Below are 24,590 nucleotides of genomic sequence, written 5' to 3'. Positions count from 1 at the left end.
TCGTCGCGCCGGGTCGGCCGCCGGCAGCGGCGACCGACCCGGGACCTGGCTCAGCCGCCGTTGCTGGGGCGCCGGGCGGTCATCCGGTACGCCGTGCCGGCGCCCGCGATCCGGTCCACCGCGGCCAGGAACTTGGGGCCCATGGCGGCCCGGGCCTGCACCGCCGGGTGGGTGGCGCCGAAGTCGTCCGGGTCGGCCTGCCCGTCGGCGAAGAGCGCGTAGGTGAGCACCGCGGCGCCGGAGCGGTCGAAGATCACCCCAGCCTCGTGCCGGGCGTCGGCGTACCAGCCCGCCTTGGTGGCGATCCGGGCCCGCTCGTCGGAGGACATGGTGCGCCGGATGCCGTCGGTGAACGCCACCGGCGAGCGCAGCAGGCCCAGCAGGTGCGCCGTCGAGGCGGGGGAGAGCAGGGTGCCGGCGACCAGGGCGCGCAGCAGGTCGTGTGTCTCCCGGGGAGTGCTGGTGCCGAGGAAGAACCGGTTCGGGTTGGCCACCGGCTGGACCTGGGTGTTCGGGAAGCCCTTGGCGACCAGGATGGAGTTGATCTCGGCAGCCGGGGCGACCAGCCCGCACAGCCGCACTGCCGTGTCGTCCGAGACGGTCAGCAGGTTGGCCAGCACGTGCCCGAGGGTCACACTGCTCGGGTACGCGCCGTCCAGGCTGAAGATGCCGTCACCGCCCGGTACGACGATCGCCGCGCTCACCTCGACCTGCTGGTCCAGGGCGAGCAGCCCTCGGTCGACCTTGTCGAGCACCGCCGTGGCGACCGCGATCTTGTTGACGCTGTACGCCTCGATCCGCCGGTCCGCGTCGGCCGTCACCGCGACGACCGGCGAGCCGGCCGGGTCGGCGACGCTGACGTACGCCTGCCAGTTGCCGCCGGCCTCGGTGCTGTGCCGGGTGTAGACGGCGGCGACCCGGCGAGCGGCCCGGGCGGGTGTGGTCGGGGCGGCCTCGGTGCCCTCGGCGGCGCTCGCCGGGGCAGCGACGCCGAGCACTGTGCCGGCCGTGGCCACCGTGCCGAGCCCGAGTGCGGTCCTGCGGTTCAACCGGATAGTCAATCGTCTCTCCCGTCGTGGGGCGCCGGAGCGCTCGCCGGCCCACCACCCTAGGCGAGTTGATCGATTCACGGTGCCCCCCGACCGCTCACCCGAGCCGTCGGCGCAGCACGGCGCCCACCGCGCCGACGCCGCGCCCGCGAGCGCGTCCAGCGCGCCCGGCTCGGTGCCGCCCGGCCGATTCCGCTGGTCGCGCCGGCGATCACCACGACCCGACTCACGGTTCGAGCACGACCTTGATGCAGCCGTCCTCCTTCTTCTGGAACATGTCGTACGCCTGCGGCGCCCGGGCCAGCGGCAGCCGGTGGGTACGCAGGTCCTCCACGCCCAGCGGGTCGTCGTCGCGGGCGAGCAGCGGCAGGATCTCGTCGGTCCACCGGCGCACGTGGCACTGCCCCATCTGCAGTTGAATGCCCCGGTCGAACATCTCCATCAGCGGCATCGGGTCCGCCTCGCCGCCGTATACGCCGGAGATCGACACGGTGCCACCGCGGCGGACCGCCTTGACCGCGGCGTGCAGGACGGCGAGCCGGTCCATGCCGACCCGGTCGGTCATCGTCTGGGCCAGCTTGTCCGGCAGCAGCCCGGCGGCGGCGTGGGCCAGCTTGCCCACCGGCGAACCGTGCGCCTCCATCCCGACCGCGTCGATCACCGCGTCCGGGCCGCGCCCGTCGACCAGGTCGATCAGCGCGCCCGGCACGTCGGACAGTTCGCGGACGTCGAGCACCTCGATGCCGTGCCGACGGGCCAGCTCCAGCCGCTCGGGCACCAGGTCCAGCCCGATCACCCGCCCGGCGCCGAGGTGCCGGCCGATCCGGGCGCAGAGCTGCCCGACCGGGCCCAGCCCGAACACCGCCAGGGTGCCACCGGCCGGGGTGTCCGCGTACTTCACCGCCTGCCAGGCGGTGGGCAGGATGTCGGAGAGGTAGAGGTAGCGCTCGTCGGCACCGGTCTGCGGGATGACGATCGGGCCGAAGTGGGCCTGCGGGACCCGCAGGTACTCGGCCTGGCCGCCGGGCACCGAGCCGTAGAGCGAGGTGTAGCCGAACAACGAGGCGCCCTTGCCCTCGCTGGTCACCTGGGTGGTCTCGCACTGCGCGTAGAGCTGACGCTGACACATCCAGCAGCTGCCGCAGGAGATGTTGAACGGCACCACCACGCGGTCGCCGGGCTTGAGCCCGGTCACCGCCGACCCGACCTCCTCGACGATGCCCATGGGCTCGTGGCCCAGGATGTCACCGGGCTTCAGGTACGGCCCGAGCACCTCGTACAGGTGCAGGTCGGAGCCGCAGATCGCGGTCGACGTGATCTTGACGATCGCGTCGGTCGGTTCCTCGATCCGGGGGTCCGGTACCTCCTCGACCCGTACGTCCCGCTTGCCCTGCCAGGTCAACGCCTTCATGTCCGTCTTCCTCCCTCGGTCGCTGCCTGATTGCTACCCGGGGCAGGGGAGTTGAACCGGCTGTGCTCCGCCGTCGTCTTTGGGCCTGTCGGTGGTGGCGGTTCGGGTTGGGGGCGACCGTCCCCGGCGTCGGGCGGTCAGGGCTTGATCCCTGCGCCGGGAACGGTCGCTCCCTCCGGTGGATCAGGTGCTGGTGCAGCTCAGCGTTGGTGGGGAACCGGGTGAGCCGTTAGCGATGAACCCGAAGCTGGTGCGCGCGCCGGGTGCGAGTGAGCCGTTGTAGCTCGCGTTGGTCACGGTGGCCGTGCTGCCGCTGGTGGTCAGGGTGCCGTTCCAGACCTGGCTGATGCTCTGGCCGCTGGGCAGCGTCCAGCTCACCCGCCAGCCGTTGGTCGTGGTGGACCCGTTGTTGGTCACGCTGACGTCGGCCTGGAAGCCGCCCTGCCAGCTGTTGGTGACCTGGTAGGTGGCGGAGCACCCGCTCCCGCTCGGCGGCGGCGTGGTCGGGGGCGGTGTGGTGGGCGGTGGCGTGGTCGGGGGCGGTGTGGTCGGCGGCGGTGTGGTCGGGGGCGGAGTCGTCGGGGGCGGCGTGGTGCCGCCGGCGATCCGGTAGGTCACCATCGACCGGGCCGGCACGGTGGCGTTGAACGCGCCGTTGCTGATCCCGAGGGCCGCCTGTGGGGTCATGCCGTTGGAGTTGTTGGTCAGGTATCCGGTGGCGGTCCCGTTCGTCACGCTGTTGCGCAGGCTGAATGCCGTGGACTGCGCGCTGCTGCCAGCGTTGAGTGCGACGACCACCACCGAGCCGTCGGTGTTGCGGTACGCGGACAGCCGCAGATTGCTGTCGGGGGAGCTGGCGCCGATCCGGGTGGCGCCGGGGCGGATGTAGCGGCTGTACCCGGCCATCGCCCAGAACCGCTTGGACACGTTGTAGTTGCTGCCGTTGCCCTGGATGAACGCCCGGGTGTTGTTGGTGGACACCCCGTACCAGTAGACGTATCCGTTGACGTTGCCCGCGGTCAGGGCGGTGTGCAGGGAGTTCGCGACGGTGAACCCGTCGATCCCGCTGCCGTCGTCCCAGTTGGTGTTCCACGAGCTTGAGCTGCCGCCCGGGGACCACTCGGACATCCACGTGCGCTTCCCGCCGACGGAGAGCGGTGAGGTGGGCGCGCTGCTGTAGTGGTGCCCGGTGTGGGTGGTGACCCAGCGGTTCGCCTCCGAGTCGGCCATGATCGCCGAGGCGTAGGAGCGTTGGTCGTTCCAGCCCACCGGGTCGCAGCAGGCGAGCTTCAGGCCGGCCGCGTCGGCCAGTGGCCCGATGATTCTGGTGAACTCGGCGGCCTGGGCCGCGGTGAACCGCATCGACGAGTAGTCGGTGGTGTAGTTGGGCTCGTTGGTGAACCCCAGGTCGGTGATCGGGATGCCCTCCTGGGCGTAGTACTTCGTGTACTGGATCAGGTAGTTCGCGTACGCCCGGCGCCAGTCGCCGCTGCCGCAGGAGGCGCCCTGCAGGCCGCACAGCGTGCCGCCGTTGGCCTCGTCGCCGTTGGTCTTCATGTAGCCCGGGGCGCTCCACGCGTTGGCGTAGAAGCGGTTCACGCCGTACTCCTGGGCCTTCTTGGACAGCCACACCTGGCCGTCGTCGTCGCCGTTCCAGACGTAGCGCGGTGTCGCGTTCGGGCCGCCCGGGTTGGTCGGCTGGATGGAGCTGCTGGTCGAGCTGATCCCGTTGCGCAGGATGCTCAGGCCGGCGCCGGTGCTGCGGCTGAACAGCAGATCGAGCACCTGCTGCTGGTTGGTCGTGGACATGGACCGGATGACGCTGGTCCGGCCGAACGCCTCCGAGATGCCGAAGCCGTCGATCGGCTGGTAACTGGTCGCGCCGTCGATGGTGACGGTCGTGGCGGCGTACGCCTGGGGTTGGTGGAGCACGACGGCGGTGCCGGCGCAGATCAGTGGCACCGCCGCGGCGGCGAGCCAGCGTCTGGGGATACGGGGCATGGTGGTGGGTGCCTTCCCGTGCGCGCGGTGCCGCGACCTCTGCCGGAGCACACGCTGGGTGGTGGGCGCCTGCCCGTCGGCGGACGGCCGGGCGGACGGTGGCCCGCGCGCCGGAAGGCAGGATGCCGCCAGTGTTATCGATAACATTTCGATTCGTCAATCGATCCGCGACGATTTCTGGAAGCGCTCCCAAGGGCGGCGACCCGAACCGGCTCCCGCAACGCCGAGACCGCCGTACCCCGAGCAAGGGGTACGGCGGTCTCGGCGATTGGTCGTGGCGGGTGGACCGCCGCCGGATCAGGAACCGGGGGTGTTGCCGGTGCCCTTCGCGGTGGCCGTGAGGTAGTCGCGGTTGAGTCGGCCGATGGTGTTCAGAGGGATGCCCTTCGGGCAGGCCGGGGTGCACTCACCCGCGTTGGTGCAGCCGCCGAAGCCGGCCTCGTCGTGCGCGTCGACCATGCCGATCACCCGGGTGTACCGCTCCGGCTGGCCCTGCGGCAGCAGCGAGAGCTGGGTGAGCTTGGCGGCGGTGAAGAGCATGCCGGAGCCGTTGGGGCAGGCCGCCACGCACGCGCCACAGCCGATGCAGGCCGCCGACTCGAAGGCGGCGTCCGCGTTGGCCTTGGCCACCGGGGTGGAGTGTGCCTCGGGCGCGCTGCCGGTCGGCGCGGTGACGTATCCACCGGCAGCGATGATCTTGTCGAAGGCGCTCCGGTTGACCACCAGGTCCTTGATGACCGGGAAGGCGCTGGCCCGCCACGGCTCGATGTCGATCGTCTCGCCGTCCTTGAACTGCCGCATGTGCAGCTGACACGCCGTGGTGCCGCGTTGCGGCCCGTGCGCGTCACCGTTGATCATCAGGCCGCACATGCCGCAGATGCCCTCGCGGCAGTCGTGGTCGAACGCCACCGGGTCCTCGCCAGCGAGGATCAGCCGCTCGTTGAGCACGTCGAGCATCTCCAGGAACGACATGTCCGGGGAGACGTCCTCGACCGGGTAGGTCACCATCCGACCCTTGTCCTCAGTGCCCTTCTGGCGCCAGATGCGCAGGGTCAGGTTCACTTGTAGCTCCGCTGCGTGGGGTGGACGTACTCGAACTTCAGGTCTTCCTTGTGCAGCACCGAGGGCTCGCCGTCGGCGGCGAACTCCCAGGCCGCCACATACGCGAACCGGTCGTCGTCGCGCTGCGCCTCACCGTCGGGGGTCTGGTGCTCGGCCCGGAAGTGGCCGCCGCAGGACTCCTCGCGGTGCAGGGCGTCGATGCACATCAGCTCGGCCAGTTCGAAGAAGTCGGCAACCCGGCCGGCCTTCTCCAGCGACTGGTTGAGTTCCTCGCCGCTGCCGGACACCTTGACCCGCTGCCAGAACGCCTCGCGCAGGGCACGGATCTCGTCGATCGCCTTGCGCAGCCCGGCCTCGCTGCGCTCCATGCCGCAGTGCTCCCACATGATCTGGCCCAGCTCCCGGTGGAACGAGTCCACGGTCCGGTCGCCGTTGATCGCGAGCAGCCGCTGGACGCGGTCCTCGACGTCGGTACGCGCCTCGACCGCCGCCGGGTGGCTGGCGTCGACCTTCTCCAACGGGCCCAAGGCCAGGTAGTTGGCGATGGTGGTGGGCAGCACGAAGTAGCCGTCGGCGAGGCCCTGCATGAGCGCCGAGGCGCCGAGCCGGTTCGCGCCGTGGTCGGAGAAGTTCGCCTCACCGATCACGAACAGGCCGGGGATGTTCGACTGGAGGTCGTAGTCGACCCACAGGCCGCCCATCGTGTAGTGCACGGCGGGGTAGATCCGCATCGGCACCTCGTACGGGTCCTCGCCGGTGATCCGCTCGTACATCTCGAAGAGGTTGCCGTACTTGGCCTCGATGGCCTTGCGGCCCAGCCGGCCGATCGCGTCGGCGAAGTCCAGGTAGACCCCGAGCTTCGTCGGCCCGACGCCCCGACCCTCGTCGCAGACGTTCTTCGCGGCGCGGGAGGCGATGTCCCGGGGGACCAGGTTGCCGAAGGAGGGGTAGATCCGCTCCAGGTAGTAGTCCCGCTCGTCCTCTCCAATGTCCCGGGGGCTGCGGTCGTCGCCCTTGGTCTTCGGCACCCAGACCCGGCCGTCGTTGCGCAGCGACTCGCTCATCAGGGTCAGCTTCGACTGGTGGTCGCCGGAGACCGGGATGCAGGTCGGGTGGATCTGCGTGTAGCACGGGTTGGCGAAGTACGCGCCCTTGCGGTGCGCCCGCCAGGTGGCGGTGACGTTGCAGCCCTTGGCGTTGGTGGAGAGGTAGAAGACGTTGCCGTAGCCGCCGGAGGCGAGCACCACGGCGTCGGCCATCTCGGTGCTGATCTCGCCGGTGACCATGTCCCGGACGACGATGCCCCGGGCCTTGCCGTCCACGAGGACCAGCTCCAGCATCTCGTGCCGGGTGTTCATCTCCACGTTGCCCAGGCCGATCTGCCGTTCCAGGGCCTGGTACGCGCCGAGCAGCAGTTGCTGACCCGTCTGGCCCCGGGCGTAGAAGGTGCGTTGCACCTGGGCGCCGCCGAAGGAGCGGGTGTCCAGCAGGCCGCCGTACTCGCGGGCGAACGGCACACCCTGGGCGACACACTGGTCGATGATGTTGACCGAGACCTCGGCAAGACGGTGCACGTTCGACTCGCGGGAGCGGAAGTCGCCGCCCTTGACGGTGTCGTAGAACAGCCGGTGTACGGAGTCGCCGTCGTTGCGGTAGTTCTTCGCCGCGTTGATGCCGCCCTGTGCCGCGATGGAGTGCGCCCGGCGCGGGCTGTCCTGGTAGCAGTAGGACCTGACGTGGTAGCCCTGCTCGGCCAGGGTTGCCGCGGCCGAGCCGCCGGCCAGGCCGGTGCCGACCACGATCACGGTCATCTTGCGGCGGTTGGCGGGGTTGACCAGCTTGGCCTCGAAACGGCGGGTCTCCCAGCGCTTCTCGACCGGGCCGGCGGGAGCCTTGGTGTCGGCGATCGGGTCGCCCTCGGTGAAGAGTTCCATGTCAGGACACCAATCCGGTGAGTACGGCGAACGGGACCACCAGGTACCCGGCGCAGAGCAGCACGGCGAAGATCAGCGCCGCGGTGCGTGCCCTGCGCTCGCCGCGCGGCGTCTGCTGGCCGAGGCTGCGGAACGCGCTGAACGCGCCGTGCCGCAGGTGGAAGCCCACCGCGAGGATGGCGAGCGTGTAGAAGAGCGTGACGTACCAGCGCTCCGGTGCGAAGTCGGCGACGACGTTGCCGTACGGCTTGCTGGCGTCGCCGACCGGGTTCAGCGTGCCGGTGGTCAGGTCCAGGAGGTGGTAGATCACGAAGAGCAGGATGATCACTCCACCCCAGCGCATCGTGCGGGCCGCGTAGCTGCCGTTGACCTTCTTGCGGTGGGCGTACTTGACCGGTCGGGCCGCGCGGGCACGCCGGGCCAGCACGGTCGCTGCCACGATGTGGGCGACGACCGCCACCACCAGCACGGTGCGCAGGATCCACAGGAACCAGACGCCGGGCAGCAGCGGCTTTCCGATGTCGCGCAGCCAGTGCGCGTAGTGGTCGAACGAGGTTTCGCCCGTGAACACCTTCAGGTTTCCGAGCATGTGCGCGATCAGGAACAGCGCCAGCAGGATGCCCGTCACCGCCATGACGGCCTTGAGGCCGACGTTCGAGCGGATGGGCGACCGAGTTTTCGTGATTACCACATGACCGACGCTAGGAGCACTTCGATCAGTCGTCCAATGCATCAAACTCGTAGTGTTGATAGCCGTAGGCTATGTAGATGCAGCTCCATCAGCTCCGGTACTTCGTTGCGGTGGCCGAAGTACGACATTTCACCCAGGCGGCCGACCTCGTCGGCATAACTCAGCCATCTCTCAGTAAGCAAATTCACGCCTTGGAGACCGACCTCGGTGCACCGCTCTTCGAGCGGGTAAGGGGCAACATCGCCCTCACCGCGGCGGGTGAGGTGCTGCTGCCGTTGGCCACCCGGATCCTCGCCGACGTGGAGACCGCGACCCGTGAGGTGCAGGAGCTGGTCGGGCTGCGCCGCGGTCGGGTCCGGCTCGGCGCCACCCCGAGCCTGGCCACCTCGCTCGCCCCGCCGGTGCTGCGCCGGTTCCGCGACGCGCACCCCACCGTCGACCTCAAGGTCGAGGAGGGCGGGTCCCAGGATCTGGTGCGCGACCTGCTCCGCGGCGATCTCGACCTGGCTCTGATCATCATGCCGGCCCAGGGCGCCGACCCCGGGCTGCGCGTCGACCCGATCCTGCGGGAAAGCCTGGTGGTGGCCTCGGTGGGCGAGGTGCCGACCGCGTCGATGACCGGGGAGGTGCACATCACCGACCTCCGCGACCAGCCGATGGTGATGTTCCGGGAGGGATACGACCTGCGCGACGCCACCATCCAGGCGTGTCGGGAGGCGGGCTTCGAGCCGACCTTCGCGGTGGACGGCGGCGAGATGGACGCGGTGCTCAGCTTCGTCGAGGCGGGGCTCGGCATCGCGCTGGTGCCGGGCATCGTGCTGGCCCGGCGGCCGGGGGTGCGAATCACCCCGCTGGCCCCGCCCGGGGTGCGGCGGACCATCGCGGTGGCCCGCCGGCGCGACATCGTGCCGACCCACGCCGGCCGGGAGCTACGACGGATCCTGCTCGACTACGTGCACGCCGCGATCGCCACCGCCGACCTCCCGCCCGGCGTCGACCCCATACCCTGACCGCACCGCCCGCCTGCCCGCCCGCCCGCCCGCCCGCCTGCCCGCCTGTTGCGCGCGTCGATCTAGGGCAGATCGTTGCTACTCGATCTCCAATAACGACGATCTGCCCTAGATCGACGCGGGCTAGGGGCCTTCGCGGGCTAGGGGCCTTCGCGGGCTAGCGGCCTTGGCGGGCTAGCGGCCTTCGGCGGCTAGGGGCCTTCGCGGGCTAGCGGCCTTGGCGGGCTAGCGGCCTTCGGCTTCGTCCATGGCGCGGTAGATGCGCTGCTCGGACACGGGGTACGGGGTGCCTAGGGCCTGGGCGAAGACATTTACTCGTAACTCCTCGATCATCCAGCGGATCTGGCGGACCGGCGCGGAGTTGCGGCGTGCCGGTGGCAGCGCGGCGAGCAGGTCGGCGTACTCCTTCTGCACCGCCGCGACCCGGTCCTGCTGCTGGCGGTCCCGCTGCGGGTTGCCGCCCAGCCGGTCCAGCCGGCGCTCGATGGCGGTCAGGTAGCGCAACAGGTCGGGCAGCCGGGCGTACCCGGCCTCGGTGATGAAACCGGCGTGCACCAGCCCGGCGAGCTGGCTGCGGATGTCGGCCAGCGCGGCCACGACGGCGAGGTTGCGGGTGGCGCCGAGCCGCTGCTCCACGGCGTACGCGGCGGCGAGGACCTTGCGGACCCGGTCCATCACCTCGACCACGGTGTCGACCAGGTCGGCGCGGACCTTCTCGCGCAGCGCCGCGAAGCCGTCGGCGTCCCAGGCGGGCCCGCCGGCGTCGCCGATCAGCCGGTCGATGGCCGCGCCCGCCGCGTCCTCGATCAGCTCCTGCACACCGCCGTGCGGGTTGCGGCTCAGCGCCAGCTTCGCCTCGTTGTTCAGCCGTCCCTGAAGGAACCGCGCCGGGGACGGCACGGTGAGCCGCAACAGCCGGCGGGTGCCGGCCCAGTGCGCGGCCTCGGCCTCGGCGGGGGAGTCGAACACCCGCACCCCGACCGTGGCACCCTCGTCGACCAGCGCCGGGTACGCGGTCACCGCGTAACCGGCGCGGACCTGCTCGATGGTGCGAGGAAGATCGCCGATGCTCCACTCATGGAGGCCCGTCCGGGCGACCTCCGGTGCGGCGGCCGCCACCACCTGGCGTACCTCCTGGCGGAGCTGACGTTGCAGGGCCGGCAGGTCCTTGCCCTCGGCGACCGGCTTGTCCTCGTCGTCGAGCACCCGGAAGGTGACCCGCAGGTGTGCCGGGAGCTTGCCCGGTTCCCAGGCGTCACGGGGCACGGTGACCCCGGTCATCCGGCGCAGCTGCCGGGTGAGCGCGTCCAGCAGCGGCTCCTCGCCGGGGGTGATCGCCGCGAGGGCGGCCCGGGCGTAGTCCGGCACCGGGACGAAGTTGCGGCGTATCGCCTTGGGCAGTGAGCGGATCAGCGCGATCACCGTCTCCTCGCGCAGCCCCGGCACCTGCCAGTCGAAGCTCTCCGCCGGCACCTGGTTGAGCAGCGGCAGCGGGATGTCCACGGTGACACCGTCGGTCGGCGTACCCGGCTCGAACCGGTACGTCAGTGGCAGAGTCACCCCCTGGGTCTGCCACTCGTCCGGGTAGTCGTCCTCGTCCACCCCCGGCCGGCCGTCGTTGACCAACACGTCACGGGTGAAGGTGAGCAGGTCGGGCCGTTCCCGGCGGGTCGTCTTCCACCAGCTGTCGAAGTGCCGGCCGGAGGACACGTCGGCGGGGATCCGCTGATCGTAGAAGCCGAAGATGGTCTCGTCGTCGACCAGGATGTCCCGGCGTCGGGCCCGGCTCTCCAGCTCCTCGATTTCGGCGAGCAGCCGCTTGTTGTCCGCCCAGAACTGGTGGTGGGTCTGCCAGTCGCCCTCGACGAGGGCATGGCGGATGAACAACTCCCGGCTCAGCGCCGGGTCGATCCGCCCAAAGTTGACCTTGCGGGAGGTGACCAGCGGGACGCCGTACAGGGTGACCTTCTCGTAGGCCATCACCGCGGCCTGCTTCTTCTCCCAGTGCGGCTCGCTGTAGCTGCGCTTGACCAGGTGTTGTGCGAGCGGCTCGACCCACTCCGGCTCTACCCGGCCGGCGATGCGGCCCCAGAGCCGGGAGGTCTCCACCAACTCGGCGGCCATCACCCAGCGCGGCGGCTTCTTGAACAACGCCGAGCCGGGGAAGAGCGCGAACTTCGCGCCCCGCGCACCCAGGTACTCGTGTTTCTGGGCGTCCTTCAGGCCGATGTGCGACAGCAGGCCGGGCAGCAGCGACTGGTGCACCTTCGGGGTGTCGATCTCCTCCGGCAGATCCGCGCCGCCACGGCGGCTCGCGGCCCGGCCAGCGTCCGCGTCGTCGGAGGTGTCCCGCGCCGGCCGCCCGCCGCGCCGGTCACCCTCCTGCGGGGTACGCAGCACCTGGCGCAGTTGGCCGACGATGTCCTGCCACTCGCGGACCCGCAGGTAGTTCAGGTACTCCGCCTTGCACATCCGCCGGAACGCGCTGGAGGACAGCTCCCGCTGCTGCTCGCGCAGGTAGCGCCAGAGGTTGAGGAAGGCGACGAAGTCCGACTCCTTGTCGGCGAACCGGGCGTGCGCCTGGTCGGCCTGGGCCTGCTTCTCCGCCGGCCGCTCCCGGGGGTCCTGGATGGAGAGCGCGGCGGCGATCACCAGCACCTCGGTGGCGCAGCCGTTGCGCTCGCCCTCGACCACCATCCGGGCCAGACGCGGGTCGACCGGTAGCTGGGCCAGCCGCCGGCCCAGCGCGGTGAGCCGCTTGGCCGGGTCGGCCTCGGTCGGGTCCAGCGCGCCCAACTCGTGCAGCAGGTTGACGCCGTCGGTGATGTTGCGCTGGTCCGGCGGGTCGATGAAGGGGAACGCGGCGAGGTCGCCGAGCCCGATCGCGGTCATCTGGAGGATGACCGACGCCAGGTTGGTACGGAGGACCTCCGGGTCGGTGAACTCGGGGCGGGATCCGAAGTCCTGCTCGTCGTAGAGTCGGATGCAGATGCCGTCCGAGGTACGGCCGCAGCGCCCCTTGCGCTGGTTGGCCGAGGCCTGCGAGATCGGCTCGATCGGCAGTCGCTGCACCTTGAGCCGACTGGAGTAGCGGGAGATCCGGGCGGTGCCCGGGTCCACCACGTACTTGATGCCGGGCACGGTCAGCGAGGTCTCGGCCACGTTGGTGGCCAGCACCACCCGGCGCGAGGAGTGCGCGGCGAAGACCCGGTGCTGCTCGGCGCTGGAGAGCCGCGCGTACAGCGGCAGGATCTCGGTGCCGAGCAGCGACCGTTTCTTCTGCACCAGCTTGCCCAGCGCGTCGGCGGTGTCCCGGATCTCCCGTTCGCCGCTGAGGAAGACCAGGATGTCGCCCGGGCCCTCGGCGGCCAGCTCCTCGACGGCGTCGCCGATCGCCTGGATCTGGTCGCGGACGGTCTCCTCGTCGCCGTCGCCGTCCTCCTCGCCCTCGGCCAGCTCGACGAGTGGCCGGTAGCGCACCTCCACCGGGTAGGTGCGACCCGAGACCTCCACCACCGGCGCCGGTACGCCCTCCGGCTCGTCGGCGGTGGGTGGCCCGGCGAAGTGCCGGGCGAACCGGTCGGTCTCGATGGTCGCCGAGGTGATGATCACCTTGAGGTCGGGTCGTCGGGGCAGCAGCTCCCGCAGGTACCCGAGGATGAAGTCGATGTTGAGGCTGCGCTCGTGCGCCTCATCGATGATCAACGTGTCGTACTGGCGCAGCATCCGGTCGGTCTGCAACTCGGCCAGCAGGATGCCGTCGGTCATCAGCTTGACCAGGCTGCGCTCGCTGACCTGATCGGTGAAGCGCACCTTGTAGCCGACCACGTCGCCCAACTCGGTGCCCAGCTCGTCGGCGATCCGGTCGGCCACCGTACGGGCGGCCAACCGTCGGGGCTGGGTGTGCCCGATCAACCCGTGCACCCCGCGCCCCAGCTCCAGGCAGATCTTGGGGATCTGGGTGGTCTTACCGGAGCCGGTCTCGCCGGCCACGATCACCACCTGGTGATCGCGGATGGCGGCGGCGATGTCGTCCTTGCGCTCGCTGACGGGCAACCCCGCCGGGTACGTGATCACGGGTACGGCTGCCTGCCGGACCGCGATCCGCTGCTCGGCCCGGACCAGGTCGGCGGTGATCTCGGCCAGCGCCGCCTCCCGGCGCTGCGGGTCGCGCAGCTTGCGGGCACCGTCCAGCCGCCGCTGGAGCCGGCGCTGGTCGCGGAACATCAGAGGGGAGAGGCGGCGGTGCAGCTCGCGAACCGGATCGGTCGCGACGGAGGCGGTTGGATTCTGCATGTCGTGCCCAAGGATAGGCAGCCCGGCGGCGTACCGCCCCCGGGTTACCGCGCGGCCGGTCCTTCGACGGCCACGCACGGGACCTAGAGTTGGCGGTCGACGTCGAGAGCTGGGGGCCGGGATGGAGCTGCGGGACACCGACCGGGCGTTGGTGCAGGCCGCCACGGCGGTTTCCAAACTGCGGTGCCGCAGCCAGCACCACACCGTCGCGTCGGCCGCCCGGACCGCCGACGGGCGGGTCTTCACGGGCGTGAACGTCCACCACGTCTCCGGGGGGTCCTGCGCAGAACTGGTCGTGATCGGCACGGCCGCGACGCAGGGCGTGACCGGCCTTGAGACGATCGTCACGGTCGCCGACCGGGGACGCGAGGTCGTCCCGCCGTGTGACCGGTGCGGGCAGGTGCTGCGGGACTATTTCCCGTCACTGCGGGTGATCGTCGGCGAGATGGACGCCCTGCGGGTGGTCCCGATCAGCGAACCTCCCCCGAGCCCCGCGGCCGGCTGACCGGATCGGCCCGTCGGCCCGGCCGGTCAGTCGCCGGCCGCCGCCTCCAGCATCGACCGGGGGACCGGCACGCCCTCGAACCGCACGTTGCCCTCCGGGACCAGCCAGCTCATCACCCGCACGGCCAGGCGCCCGGCCCGCACGGCCGGATCGTTGGCGTAGAGCGCGCGGACCTCGTCCGGGGCGATGGAGAGGACGACGAACCCCCGCAGACGGTCGTCGTCGGCGTGCAGGAACGGCCCGGTCGCGAGCACCAGTCCCTGCTCGACGAGCCCTGCCTGGTGGGCCAGGTGCGCGTCCTGCAAGCGGTCGATCGCGTCCTGCGGCAGCTCCGGCGGATCCGACGGTCGGACCAGGAGGGCGACCGTGTGCTGGTCGAATCGCATGTCCACACCCTATGGCGCGCCCGAATCACTATGTCCCTCTTATGGGTGTGATCCGCCTTCTGTCCCACTTGTTCCCGTCCGCGAATCCCATTCTCTTATTGAAGGTCGGAGAGCGATGGGGAGGTGCGCCATGGTCAGCAGACGACGGCTGCTCGCCGCCGGTGCCGCTGGTGGCGCCGCGGTTCTGGCCCCGGTGGGCTGGACGGCGTCGGGCCGGGCGCTCGCCGCAGCGGCACCACTGGACGCCGGTGACATTCCGAAGTACGTCGCGCCGCTGCGGATCCCACCGGCCATGCCACCGGTGGCGACCGGTCCGGAGCGGGACACGTACGTGATCGCGGTACGACAGTTCCGCCAGCAGATCCTGCCGGCGTCGTGGCCGCGCACCACTGTGTGGGGATACGGCTCCACCGCCCACCCCGGCAGCTTCGGCTACCCGGCACCCAGCATCGTGGCGCGGGTGAACCGCCCCGTGCGAGTGACCTGGCTCAACCAACTCGTCGACGGCCGGGGCGACTACCTGCCGCACCTGCTGCCGGTGGACCCCACCCTGCACTGGGCCAACCCGGCCGGTGGCCTCGAGCACCGGGACCACCATGGGCGCTGGGACGGCAGCCCGCAGGGGTATCGCGGGCCGGTGCCCCAGGTGGTGCATCTGCACGGTGGGCACAGCACGCAGGAGAGCGATGGACACGCCGAGGCGTGGTACCTGCCGGCGGCCCGTGACCTACCGCCCGACTTCGCGGTGACCGGCAGCGCGTACCACGAGTTCCGGTCCCGCTTCGCCGAGCGTTCCGGCCTGCGCTGGGCGGCGGGTTCGGCGACCTTCGAGTACGCCAACGACCAGCGGCCCTGCACCCTCTGGTATCACGACCACGCGCTGGGGCTCACCCGGGAGAACGTCTACGCCGGACCGGCCGGGTTCTACCTGCTCGGCGGTGGGGACGACCTGCCGGACGGGGTGCTGCCCGGCCCGACGCCGACCCGCGATGATCCGCCGAACGCCTCGTACCACGACATCCCGCTGATGATCCAGGACCGCAGCTTCACCGCGGACGGCGAGCTGCGCTACCCGGAGCGGTACTCCGGCAGCGGCGACGGGCCACCGACCTGGGTGCCCGGCTTCTCCGGCTCCACCATGGTGGTCAACGGCCGCACCTGGCCCACGCTGACGGTGCAGCGCCGGCGTTACCGGTTCCGGCTGCTCAACGGCTGCAACAGCCGGTTCCTGCTGCTCAGCGTGGTCGCCAACGCCACCGCGCGGCCGGCCCGCCCGGTGCTGCCGGTCTGGCAGATCGGCAGCGACGGCGGCTTCCTGCCCGAGCCGGTGCCGCACGAACGCGTGGTACTCGGCCCCGCCCAGCGGGTCGATGCGATCGTCGATTTCACCGACGTGCCGGAAGGCACCGAGCTGTACCTCGTCAACGAGGGGCCCGACGGGATGTACGGCGGCGGCCGGCCGGGGGTGGACTTCGCGCCGGCTGACCCGCGGACCACCGGGCAGGTGTTGCGCTTCGTGGTCACTGACGCGACCGGCGTGGACACCAGCGTGCCGCCGGAGCAGCTGCGGCTGCCGACACACCCGCGGCTCGGAACGGCCCAGCGGGTACGCCGGTTGTCGCTCAACGAGCGGATGTCCGGCGGGTCGGGCTCGATGGCCATGCTCCTCGGCACCCTCGACGAGCGTGGCCGGGGTCTGCCGTTGCGCTGGAGCGATCCGGCGACCGAGCAGCCCACCCTCGGCGCCACCGAGGTGTGGGAGGTGCGCAACTTCACCCGGCACGTGCATCCGGTCCACCTGCACCAGGTCCAGTTCGAGCTGCTCGGCCGAGGGCATTCGGGCAGGGTGCAGCCTGACCCGGGGGAGCGGGGGTGGATGGACACGGTGCTCGCGTACCCGTGGGAGGTGACCCGGATCAAGGCGCGCTTCGACCTGCCGGGTCGCTACAGCTGGCACTGTCACCTGTTGGAGCACGAGGACAACGAGATGATGCGGCCGCTGAACGTGCTGCCGCGCGGTGGCGCGGAGACCGGGGACGGTGGCTCGTCGAGCGTGCCCCCGGAACCCGGGACGGCATCGACCGACGCCTGTTAGGCCACTTTCCGCAGGTCGGCTAAGGTAAGGCGAACCTAAGCCCGATCGTGCAGGAGATTCGTGACCACCCTCGCCAGCCGGCCGACCCGGAGTCGGGCCAGCACCCGCACCGGGCGTCGGGTGACCGTCACCGTCGGGTCCGCGCTGGTGCTGCTGCTCGCCGTGCTGGCCAGCTTCGCGCTCGGCAGCCGGCAACTCGGGGTCGACCAGGTCTGGCACGCACTTGTCGCGCCGGACGGCAGCGACGCCAGCACCATCGTCCGTGAGTTGCGGATGCCGCGTACCGCGCTCGGCCTCGCCGTCGGGCTCGCGCTCGCTGTGGCCGGCGTGTTGTTCCAGGCGCTCACCCGCAACCCCCTCGCCGAGCCCCGCATCCTCGGCATCAGCGCGGGCGCGTCGTTCGGTGTGGTGCTCGCCATCTCCGTCTTCGGCATCGGCACGCTCGCCGGGTACGTCTGGTTCGGCATCGCCGGGGCACTGATCGCCGGGTTGCTGGTCTTCGCCATCGCCACCCGGGCCCGCGAGGGCGCCAGTCCGGTCACCCTCGCGCTGGTCGGCGCGGCGCTCGACGCCAGCCTGGCCTCCGGGGTGTACGCGCTGCTCAGCATCAACGCCCGCACCTTTGAGGAGTACCGGTTCTGGGTGGTCGGCGGGCTGGCCGGCCGGGACCTGTCGGTCACCGCGCAGGTGCTGCCCTTCGTCCTCACCGGGCTGGTGCTGGGCGCCCTGGTGGCTCGAGGTCTGGACGCGCTGGCCCTCGGCGACGACGTGGCCCGCGGCCTCGGCCATCGGATCGGCCGGGTCCGCCTCGGCGGTGGCCTCGCCGCGGTGCTGCTGACCGGGGCCGCGGTGGCGGCGGCCGGGCCGGTCGCCTTCGTCGGGTTGGCCGTACCGCACCTCGCCCGCGCCCTGGTCGGCGCGGACCACCGCTGGACCCTCGCCGTCTCCGCCCTGCTCGGGCCGGCGCTGCTGCTCGGCGCCGACATCGTCGGCCGGCTCGTCGCCCCGCCCGGCGAGATACCGGCCGGGATCGTCACCGCGCTGATCGGTGCGCCGCTGCTGGCCGTGCTGGTCCGCCGCGCCCGGGTGGTGACCGCGTGACGACCACCCACCGCCAGTCCCGTCCTTCGGCCACCGGAGGCGTCACGACGTCCGGCGTCGCCAGCGCGCGGCTGCCCGGGCGGTCGCTGCTGCGCATCGGCCCGGTCAGCCTGCTGATCCGCCGCCGCGCGATGCTGGTGGCCGCCGTGCTGACCGTGCTCCTCCTTCTGGCCGTCGTGCTCAGTCTCTCGCTGGGCACCCCGTACGTCGCCCCGGCCGACGTGGTGCGCGCCCTCTCCGGTGCCGGCACCCCGTACGACCTGGTTGTCTTTGAACTTCGGCTGCCACGGATCGTGCTGGCCGCGGTGGCCGGCGCGGCCTTCGGCGTGGCCGGCACCCTGATCCAGAGCGTTGCCCGCAATCCGCTGGCCAGCCCGGACGTCATCGGCATCACCCAGGGCGCCGGCCTCGCCGCCACCGTGGCACTGACCACCGGGATGTCCGCCGTGCTGGTAGCGCCCACCGCGCTGGTCGGCGGGCTGCTCGCGGCGGTGCTGCTGTTCGCCCTCGGCGCCCGGCACGGGCTGGCCGCGCAGCGGTTCGTGCTCGCCGGTGTGGCGGTCGCCTTCGCGTTCCGGGCGCTCACCGAGGTGGTCATGCTCACCGCCGACCCGATCGACGGGCTGCGCGCGCAGATCTGGCTGATCGGCACCCTGGCGGGCAAGGGCTGGACCGAGGCCGCCTGGATCGCCGGCACGCTGCTGGTGCTGCTCCCGGTGCTCGCCTGGGCCGGCTGGGCGCTGAACAGCACCGCCCTGGACGACGACACCGCCCGGGGCGTCGGGCTGCGCCCGGTGGCCCGCCGGATCGGCCTGGCCGGCACCGGTGTGGTCGTCGCCGCGATGGTCACCGCCCAGGTCGGCGCCGTCGACTTCGTGGCGCTGGTCGCCCCGCAGGTGGCCCGCCGACTGGTACGGGCCGAACGGCCGCCACTGGTCTGCGCGGCGCTGCTCGGCGCGCTCCTGCTGGTGCTGGCCGACCTGGCCGGCCGGCGGCTGTTCGCACCCACCCAACTACCCGCCGGTGTGCTGACCGCCGCGATCGGCGGCCCGTACCTGATCTTCCTGCTGCTGCGCGGACGGCGGCGGTCGTCGTGACGTCTCAAGGAGTCGTGTGATGCTCTCCACCCGCGACCTGGTCGTCGGCTACGACGAGCGGACCGTGCTCGACGGGCTCGACCTGGACCTGCCGACCGACGCGTTCACCGTGATCGTCGGGCCGAACGCGTGCGGCAAGTCCACCCTGCTGCGCACGATGGCCCGGCTGCTCACCCCGCGCCGGGGCACGGTGCTGCTGGACGGCAGCGCCATCCGTGACCTGCCGACCCGGGAGGTGGCCCGCCGCCTCGGCGTCCTGCCGCAGAGCCCGTTGGTCCCCGAGGGCGTCACTGTGACGGACCTGGTCGGGCGCGGCCGGCAGCCCTACCAGCGCTGGTGGCGGCAGTGGTCGTCGGAGGACGGCGCGGCGGTGGATCAGGCGATGGCCCTGGCCGACGTGACCGACCTGGCCGACCGGCCGGTGGACAGCCTCTCCGGCGGTCAGCGGCAGCGGGTGTGGATCGCCATGACGCTCGCCCAGGACACCGACGCCCTGCTGCTCGACGAGCCGACCACCTTCCTCGACCTGGCCCACCAGGTGGAGGTGCTGGACCTCCTGCACCGGCTGCGTTCCGAGCGGGGCCGCACGGTGGTCGCTGTGCTGCACGACCTGAACCAGGCCGCCCGCTACGCCGACCACCTGGTCGCTATGCGCGACGGTGCCGTGGTGGCCGCCGGACCGCCCCGGGAGATCCTCACCGCCGACCTGGTCCGCGACGTCTTCGGGCTGGCCTGCGTGGTCGTGCCCTGCCCGGTGACCGGGGTGCCGCTGGTGGTGCCCGCGTACACCGGCGGCAACTCCGCCCCGGCCGCCGCCTCGCCCTCCAGTGCGGCCCCGTCGGTCGTCGCGTCTTCTGGCGCGGCTCCGTCGGTCGTCGCGCCTGTCGGCGTTGGCGGACCTGACGTCCCGCCGGTTGCCGCGGGCGGCTCGGATTCGTCGGACGCGTCCGTGCCGGACGCCCGACTCCCCACCGGCGACGCGGCTACCCCGCTCGCCGGCTCGTATCCCTCGAAAGGACTCTGATGCGTCGTCTCGTCGCCGCTCTCGCCGCGGCCGCCGCCCTCGGCGTCGGACTCACCGCCTGCGGTGAGAGCGACCCGGTCGCCGGCTCCACCACCGGGGAGACCCGGGAGATCACCCACGCCATGGGCACCACCAAGGTCCCGGCCGAGCCTAAGCGCGTGGTGGTGCTGGACACCGACAAGATCGACACGGCGCTCTCGCTGGGCATCACGCCCGTCGGCGCCGCCACCGCCGGTGAGGCCAAGAGCTGGCCGACCTACTTCGGCGCGGACAAGCTCGCCGGCATCAAGGAGGTCGGAGTGCTCACCGAGCCCGACCTGGAGGCGATCAACGCGCTGAAGCCGGACCTCATCCTCGGCAGCAAGTTCCGCCAGGAGAAGTTCTACGACGAGCTGGCCGCCATCGCGCCGACCGTGTTCACCGACAAGGTGGGCATCACCTGGAAGGAGAACTTCCTCCTCGACGGCAAGGCGCTCGGCCGCGAGCAGCAGGCCAAGGACCTGCTCGGCGCGTACGAGAAGCGGGCCAAGGACTTCGGCGCCACCCTCGGCGACGCCGCCGCGCGCAAGGTGTCGATCGTGCGGTTCCTGCCCGGCAACATCCGGGTGTACGGCCCCGACTCGTTCTCCGGCATCGTGATCGGCGACACCGGTCTGGGCCGCCCCGAGCGGCAGTTGCTCGCCGCCAAGGAGGACAAGCGCTTCGACATGGTCAGCCCCGAGCGGATCAACGAGGTCGACGGTGACGTCATCTTCGTGACCGCCTACGGTGACAAGGCCGCTGCCGAGCAGACCAAGGTGGCCGGCGGGACCCTCTGGAAGGGCCTCAGCGCCGTCAAGGCCGGCAAGGCGTACCCCGTCTCCGACGAGGTCTGGATGACCGGCATCGGAGTCGGCGCCGCCAACAAGATCCTCGACGACCTGACCAAGTACCTCCCCGCCGCCTGACACCCCCAACGCGCGCCCGTGCCGCGTCCCGCGCCGCTGGCCGGGTCCCGCGCGCCGGCCCGGGTCCCGCGCGCCGGCCCGGGTCCCGCGCGCCGGCCCGGGTCCCGCGCGCCGGCCCGGGTCCCGCGCGCTGCCGCGCGCGCCGGGCGCTGCCGCGCGCGCCGGCCATGATCGCGCTCGATCCAGGAAGTAGTGGTCTCCCTCGTCGAGGGAGGCCACTACTTCCATGTTCGAGCGCGATCATCGTTGCGCGGGCGAGTGGGACCGCGCTCGCAGGGCGGCCTTGACCTCGGCGAGGAATCCTTCGAAGTCCTCCCGGAGGCGCTTGGCAGTCACGTGCAGGACGATCCACTCGCCGCCGAGCAGTCGGTTGAGCCGTCGGCGGTCCCGGTGGAACTGCTCGGGATCGTCGTGCCAGAGCCCGTCGTACTCCACCGCGACCTTGAGCTCTGGCCAGGCCAGGTCAAGCCGGGCCACGAACCGACCCTGGTCGGCCACGACCCACTGCGTCTGGGGTCTGGGCAGGCCGGCGAGTACCAAACGCACCCGTGTTCGGGACTCCTGAGGTGACTCCGCGCCGGCATCGGCCAGGTCGACCGCACGCAGCAGGGACCGCCAGCCCCGCCGACCGGCCCGGCTCAGCGCGTACTCGCGTAAGGCCGATACGTGTGTGAGGCGGCTGGCCAGGATGGTGTCGATGACGACCACCGCCTCGACCACATCGAGCCAACGGGCGAGATCCCAGCAGGTCCGCGCCGGGCTGGTCACCCTGAGCCCTGCCCTGTTCACCGTGTCGCCGGGATCGATCTCCCCGTGGTGGATCCGAAGGCCGGCGGTCGGCCCAATCCGGACGTCGTTTGGCACAAGCACGTCGAGTGGCTCGCTCGGGCCCGGTGTCGCGCAGTCGTACAACGCCGCCGCCGCGCGTCCGGCGAGGGCCGCGCCGGGTGGGAGCAGCCAGCGCCCGACGGCGGCGCACCTGAGTCTGTGTGTGACTTTGACCTGGGCATCGGCGTAAACGTCCCGGAAGAGCGGCCGCCACGCGGAGCTGCGCAGGTCGTTTCGGGTCAGCAGACCGCGCGAGACGGCGATCGAGCCACGGAAGATCCGACCGCGTAACTGCGGCGGCCGTCGAGGAGCTTTCGGCATGGGCTCCAGGCTGACCGATCACCCTCGTGCCACGCCGCCCCTGTGGATAACCCCCGACCGCGCTTCGGCGCGGGTGCACACCCGTCGTCCCCATGATCGCGCTCGAACATGGATGTAGTGGCCTCCCGAGAAAGCAAGGCCACTACATCCTGGATCGAGCGTGATCTTGAGAGGGGGCCGGGGTTCGGCGGGTCCGGCGGGTCGGGTCCGGCGGGTGGGCGGGCCGGCGCGCCGGGTGGGCGGGTCGGGGCCGAGGGTCGGCGGGTCGGTGGGGCGAGGTCGGCGGGGCGGCGGGTTGGGGGAACGGTTAGGTGGTGGGTGCGTAGGTGTTAGGCGGCGGTGGACCAGATGGCGCGGAAGGCGGCGGCTTCGCCGGCCAGCCACTGCTCGATCTGCTCGGGCTTGGCGGCGGTGGGCATGCGATGTGCCTGGCCGCGGCGGACGTCGACCAGGACTGGCTCGGCGTGCGGGAGCACCGCGTCCATGTGCCGGGCCATCAGGTGCAGGGTGGCGAGCACCGACTCCTCACTCGGTGGGGTCTCGTCGAAGTGCAGGCGGACCGCTTCGACGCGGCCGTCGGCGTGGCGTACGCCGAAGTGGGGATTGATCTTGACGGGTAGGTCGCCCAGCATGGCCAGGGCGTCGCGGGTCTGGGCGAGATCGACGGCGGCCGGCTCGCCGAGGGAGTGCAGCCAGGCCATGGCGCCGGGAACGAGCGCCTGGTAGAGCGGGCGCCAGCGTGGCTTGACCACGTCGACCACCCCGGTCAGGTGCGAGCCGCCGGTGTGGAAGGCGATGTCGGCCTTGAGCGCCTTGACGAACTGGCCGTGCGGGTTGAAGCCGGACCGGCTGGCTCGCTGCTTGCGCAGCCCGCCCACGAAGGTCGCCTTGGTGGGGCCGGTGCGGTCGACGTAGCGGGTGAAACCGAGCAGTGTGGCGTAGGGGGTGAGGGGCGTGGAGGCGGGCGCGGTCACGGGCGTCCTCCCAGGTCAGGAACTCGATTAGTACATACATTCTAATCGACACCTCTGACATCGCCCAGCGAATCTGGGGGTCCGAAGTTGCCCGCTTCGGGGTTCTTGGCAGTGCGCCTTCCGCGCCTCGACGGCGCCGCCAGGGAATGAGGCCAGTGCCGGCCGCCGCCGCGCTCCGCGGGCTGGGATTGCGAGGGTTACCCGGCCCGGGGCGGTTCGACGGCCGTCAGGGCGGCGGTCAGCTGGCTGATGCCGAACTCGAAGGCCTCGTCGAGGTCGCCGCCGAGGTTGAAGGCGCCCGCGAGTTCCATGCTGATGAAGCCGTTGGCCCAGGCGGTGAACGTGCGGGCGGCCGCCAGGGCATGCTCGGGCCCGGCGAGGTCGGCGGCGACGCGCAGGGCGGGGGCACTGGCCAGGGTGAGGGTGTCGAGGCTGGGGCGGGTCTCCTCGGGGCCGTTGGCGAAGATCAGGTGGTAGCCGGCCGGGTGGGCGTGGGCGAATGCGCGGAAGGCGCGGGCCATCTCTCCGAGGTCCCTGCCTGGATCGCCGCTGCCGTCGACGGCGCTGAGCCGCTCGCCCAGATCGCGGACGTTGGCTTCGGCGACGAGCCGGATCAGAGCGTCGCGGTTGCGGACCCGCTTGTACAGGGAGGGCGCGCGTACGCCGACCCGCTCGGCGACCGCCTGCATGGTCAGCCCCGGGAGCCCTTGCGACTCCAGAATGTGGCGGGCAGCCGTGACGATGTCGGCGAGGGACGTTCGGTCGGGGGTCGGCATGCGGTGTTCCTTCCGGGTGGGCGACGACCGTCACCATGATAGCTATGGCCCTTAGGCATCATGGCTATGTATCGTAGCTATCAGAACGTGACGTCACTTCGGGAGGCAGCATGAAGCTCGGGCCACACCTGCACCGCATCGGCAACGACATCGTCGCCGCCTACCTGATCGAAACCGAGGAGGGTGTGACCGTCGTGGACGCCGGCCTCGCCGGTCACTGGTCCGACCTGGTCGCGGAGCTGTCCGCCATGGGTCGTTCGCTCGCCGACGTCCGGGGCCTGATCCTCACCCACGGCGACACCGACCACATCGGCTTTGCCGAGCGGCTCCGGCGCGATCACGGCGTACCGGTCTACGTGCACAGCGCGGACGCCGCCCGCGCCCGCGGCGAGGTCAAGTCCAAGGCGCCCTTCGGGACGTTCAAGGTGGGCGCGATGGCCGGCTTCCTCTGGTACGCGAGCCGCAAGGGCGGGTTGCGCACCACCTACCTCAGCGAGGTGGTCGCCGTGCAGGACGGTCAGGTGCTCGACCTGCCCGGCGCTCCGCGCGTCATCGGGATGCCCGGCCACTCGCCCGGCAGCATCGCGGTGCACGTGCCGATCGCCGACGCCGTGTTCGTTGGCGACGCGCTCACCACCCGACATGTGCTGACCGGCCAGCAGGGTCCGCAGCCGGCGCCGTTCACCGACGACCCGGCGCTCGCGCTTGCCTCACTCGCCCGTATCGAGGACCTGCGGGCGACGTGGATCCTTCCCGGCCACGGCACCCCGTGGAACGGAGGCACCGGTGAGGCGGTGCGCCGGATCAAGGCGGTCGCCCAGGCCCGCTGACCGGCGCGCCCACCGCGCGCGGTCGTGCCGAGCCTGGTCGTCGTGCCGAGCCTGGTCACCGCAGCGGAAGCGGGCCGGCTAAGACCGGTCCGGTCCGGTCCGGTCCGGACCAGACCGGACCGGAAGCGCGCCAGCTAGGACCGTCCGGCCCGGCCCAGACCGGAAGCTGGCCGGCTAGGACCGCCGGCACGGACAAGGCCGGCCCGGAAGCGGGCCAGCTAGGTCCGGTCCGGTACGGACAAAGGCCGGACC

18 protein-coding genes and 1 pseudogene are annotated in these 24,590 nt (G+C 71.5%); 8 read left to right on the top strand and 11 right to left on the bottom strand.

All coding sequences use genetic code 11. The features are described from left to right. Positions 1-50: 50 nt before the first annotated feature. The 6 genes from ABZS37_RS06450 to ABZS37_RS06425 all read right to left on the bottom strand — a co-directional run bounded on the left by ABZS37_RS06450 (position 51) and on the right by ABZS37_RS06425 (position 8,190). Positions 51-1,049 carry a serine hydrolase gene (locus ABZS37_RS06450; protein WP_355166138.1) on the bottom strand — a complete coding sequence of 333 codons (999 nt, stop codon included), beginning with the start codon at positions 1,047-1,049 and terminating at the stop codon, positions 51-53. A gap of 226 nt (positions 1,050-1,275) precedes the next feature. Beyond that, complete coding sequence (locus ABZS37_RS06445) at positions 1,276-2,460, bottom strand: zinc-dependent alcohol dehydrogenase (RefSeq protein WP_355166136.1); 1,185 nt, start codon at positions 2,458-2,460, stop codon at positions 1,276-1,278. 183 nt (positions 2,461-2,643) lie between these two features. Then, the gene (locus ABZS37_RS06440; RefSeq protein WP_355166134.1) at positions 2,644-4,461 is read right to left on the bottom strand and encodes a cellulose binding domain-containing protein; all 1,818 of its coding nucleotides are present in this window, start codon (positions 4,459-4,461) and stop codon (positions 2,644-2,646) included. A gap of 297 nt (positions 4,462-4,758) precedes the next feature. Further along, positions 4,759-5,523: a succinate dehydrogenase/fumarate reductase iron-sulfur subunit gene (locus ABZS37_RS06435; protein ID WP_355166132.1), complete on the bottom strand. Its 765-nt coding sequence runs from the start codon at positions 5,521-5,523 to the stop codon at positions 4,759-4,761. Continuing rightward, positions 5,520-7,457 carry a fumarate reductase/succinate dehydrogenase flavoprotein subunit gene (locus ABZS37_RS06430; protein WP_355166130.1) on the bottom strand — a complete coding sequence of 646 codons (1,938 nt, stop codon included), beginning with the start codon at positions 7,455-7,457 and terminating at the stop codon, positions 5,520-5,522. The genes ABZS37_RS06435 and ABZS37_RS06430 overlap by 4 nt, the downstream gene beginning before the upstream one ends. Position 7,458: 1 nt before the next feature. Further along, the gene (locus ABZS37_RS06425) at positions 7,459-8,190 is read right to left on the bottom strand and encodes a succinate dehydrogenase cytochrome b subunit (RefSeq protein ID WP_355166128.1); all 732 of its coding nucleotides are present in this window, start codon (positions 8,188-8,190) and stop codon (positions 7,459-7,461) included. A 35-nt stretch (positions 8,191-8,225) separates the two neighbouring features. On the opposite strand from ABZS37_RS06425, the gene ABZS37_RS06420 reads away from it, so the two are divergent. Further along, positions 8,226-9,158: a LysR family transcriptional regulator gene (locus ABZS37_RS06420; RefSeq protein WP_355166126.1), complete on the top strand. Its 933-nt coding sequence runs from the start codon at positions 8,226-8,228 to the stop codon at positions 9,156-9,158. Between the two features lie 225 nt (positions 9,159-9,383). Here ABZS37_RS06420 and hrpA read toward each other — a convergent pair whose 3' ends face one another. Next, the gene (hrpA, locus tag ABZS37_RS06415) at positions 9,384-13,454 is read right to left on the bottom strand and encodes an ATP-dependent RNA helicase HrpA (RefSeq protein WP_355166124.1); all 4,071 of its coding nucleotides are present in this window, start codon (positions 13,452-13,454) and stop codon (positions 9,384-9,386) included. 121 nt (positions 13,455-13,575) lie between these two features. Between hrpA and ABZS37_RS06410 the strand changes: the two genes are divergently transcribed. Continuing rightward, the gene (locus ABZS37_RS06410; protein WP_355166122.1) at positions 13,576-13,959 is read left to right on the top strand and encodes a cytidine deaminase; all 384 of its coding nucleotides are present in this window, start codon (positions 13,576-13,578) and stop codon (positions 13,957-13,959) included. Between the two features lie 26 nt (positions 13,960-13,985). Here the strand turns inward: ABZS37_RS06410 and ABZS37_RS06405 are convergent, their stop codons facing one another. After that, the gene (locus tag ABZS37_RS06405) at positions 13,986-14,345 is read right to left on the bottom strand and encodes a YciI family protein (RefSeq protein WP_355166120.1); all 360 of its coding nucleotides are present in this window, start codon (positions 14,343-14,345) and stop codon (positions 13,986-13,988) included. A gap of 130 nt (positions 14,346-14,475) precedes the next feature. Between ABZS37_RS06405 and ABZS37_RS06400 the strand changes: the two genes are divergently transcribed. From ABZS37_RS06400 to ABZS37_RS06380, 5 genes and pseudogenes are all read left to right on the top strand, one after another. Continuing rightward, positions 14,476-16,440 (top strand): multicopper oxidase, encoded by a 1,965-nt coding sequence (locus ABZS37_RS06400; RefSeq protein ID WP_355166118.1) that lies wholly within the window; start codon positions 14,476-14,478, stop codon positions 16,438-16,440. Positions 16,441-16,500: 60 nt separating this feature from the next. Then, the gene (locus ABZS37_RS06395; RefSeq protein WP_355166116.1) at positions 16,501-17,541 is read left to right on the top strand and encodes an iron ABC transporter permease; all 1,041 of its coding nucleotides are present in this window, start codon (positions 16,501-16,503) and stop codon (positions 17,539-17,541) included. Further along, entirely contained in the window at positions 17,538-18,638 is a 1,101-nt protein-coding gene (locus tag ABZS37_RS06390; protein ID WP_355166114.1) for an iron ABC transporter permease, read from the top strand. Before ABZS37_RS06395 ends, ABZS37_RS06390 begins: the two co-directional genes overlap by 4 nt. 19 nt (positions 18,639-18,657) lie before the next feature. After that, positions 18,658-19,422 (top strand): annotated as a pseudogene (locus ABZS37_RS06385) (ABC transporter ATP-binding protein); the annotation flags it as partial. Positions 19,423-19,661: 239 nt separating this feature from the next. Continuing rightward, positions 19,662-20,609: an iron-siderophore ABC transporter substrate-binding protein gene (locus ABZS37_RS06380; RefSeq protein ID WP_355166112.1), complete on the top strand. Its 948-nt coding sequence runs from the start codon at positions 19,662-19,664 to the stop codon at positions 20,607-20,609. 240 nt (positions 20,610-20,849) lie between these two features. On the opposite strand, the gene ABZS37_RS06375 is transcribed toward ABZS37_RS06380, so the two are convergent. The 3 genes from ABZS37_RS06375 to ABZS37_RS06365 all read right to left on the bottom strand — a co-directional run bounded on the left by ABZS37_RS06375 (position 20,850) and on the right by ABZS37_RS06365 (position 23,508). Next, entirely contained in the window at positions 20,850-21,758 is a 909-nt protein-coding gene (locus ABZS37_RS06375; protein WP_355166110.1) for a hypothetical protein, read from the bottom strand. Positions 21,759-22,087: 329 nt separating this feature from the next. Then, positions 22,088-22,732 (bottom strand): hypothetical protein, encoded by a 645-nt coding sequence (locus ABZS37_RS06370; protein ID WP_355166108.1) that lies wholly within the window; start codon positions 22,730-22,732, stop codon positions 22,088-22,090. Positions 22,733-22,929: 197 nt separating this feature from the next. Continuing rightward, the gene (locus tag ABZS37_RS06365; RefSeq protein WP_355166106.1) at positions 22,930-23,508 is read right to left on the bottom strand and encodes a TetR/AcrR family transcriptional regulator; all 579 of its coding nucleotides are present in this window, start codon (positions 23,506-23,508) and stop codon (positions 22,930-22,932) included. A gap of 110 nt (positions 23,509-23,618) precedes the next feature. Here ABZS37_RS06365 and ABZS37_RS06360 point away from each other — a divergent pair, with 110 nt between their 5' ends. Then, entirely contained in the window at positions 23,619-24,338 is a 720-nt protein-coding gene (locus ABZS37_RS06360) for an MBL fold metallo-hydrolase (RefSeq protein WP_355166104.1), read from the top strand. Positions 24,339-24,590 lie beyond the last annotated feature (252 nt).

Origin of the sequence: Micromonospora sp. NPDC005413, assembly GCF_040606435.1 — a bacterium.
In the GTDB taxonomy this organism is placed as follows: Bacteria; Actinomycetota; Actinomycetes; order Mycobacteriales; family Micromonosporaceae; genus Micromonospora.
Note: the sequence above shows the minus strand (reverse complement) of the source record. Positions and strands in the feature narration are given on the sequence as shown.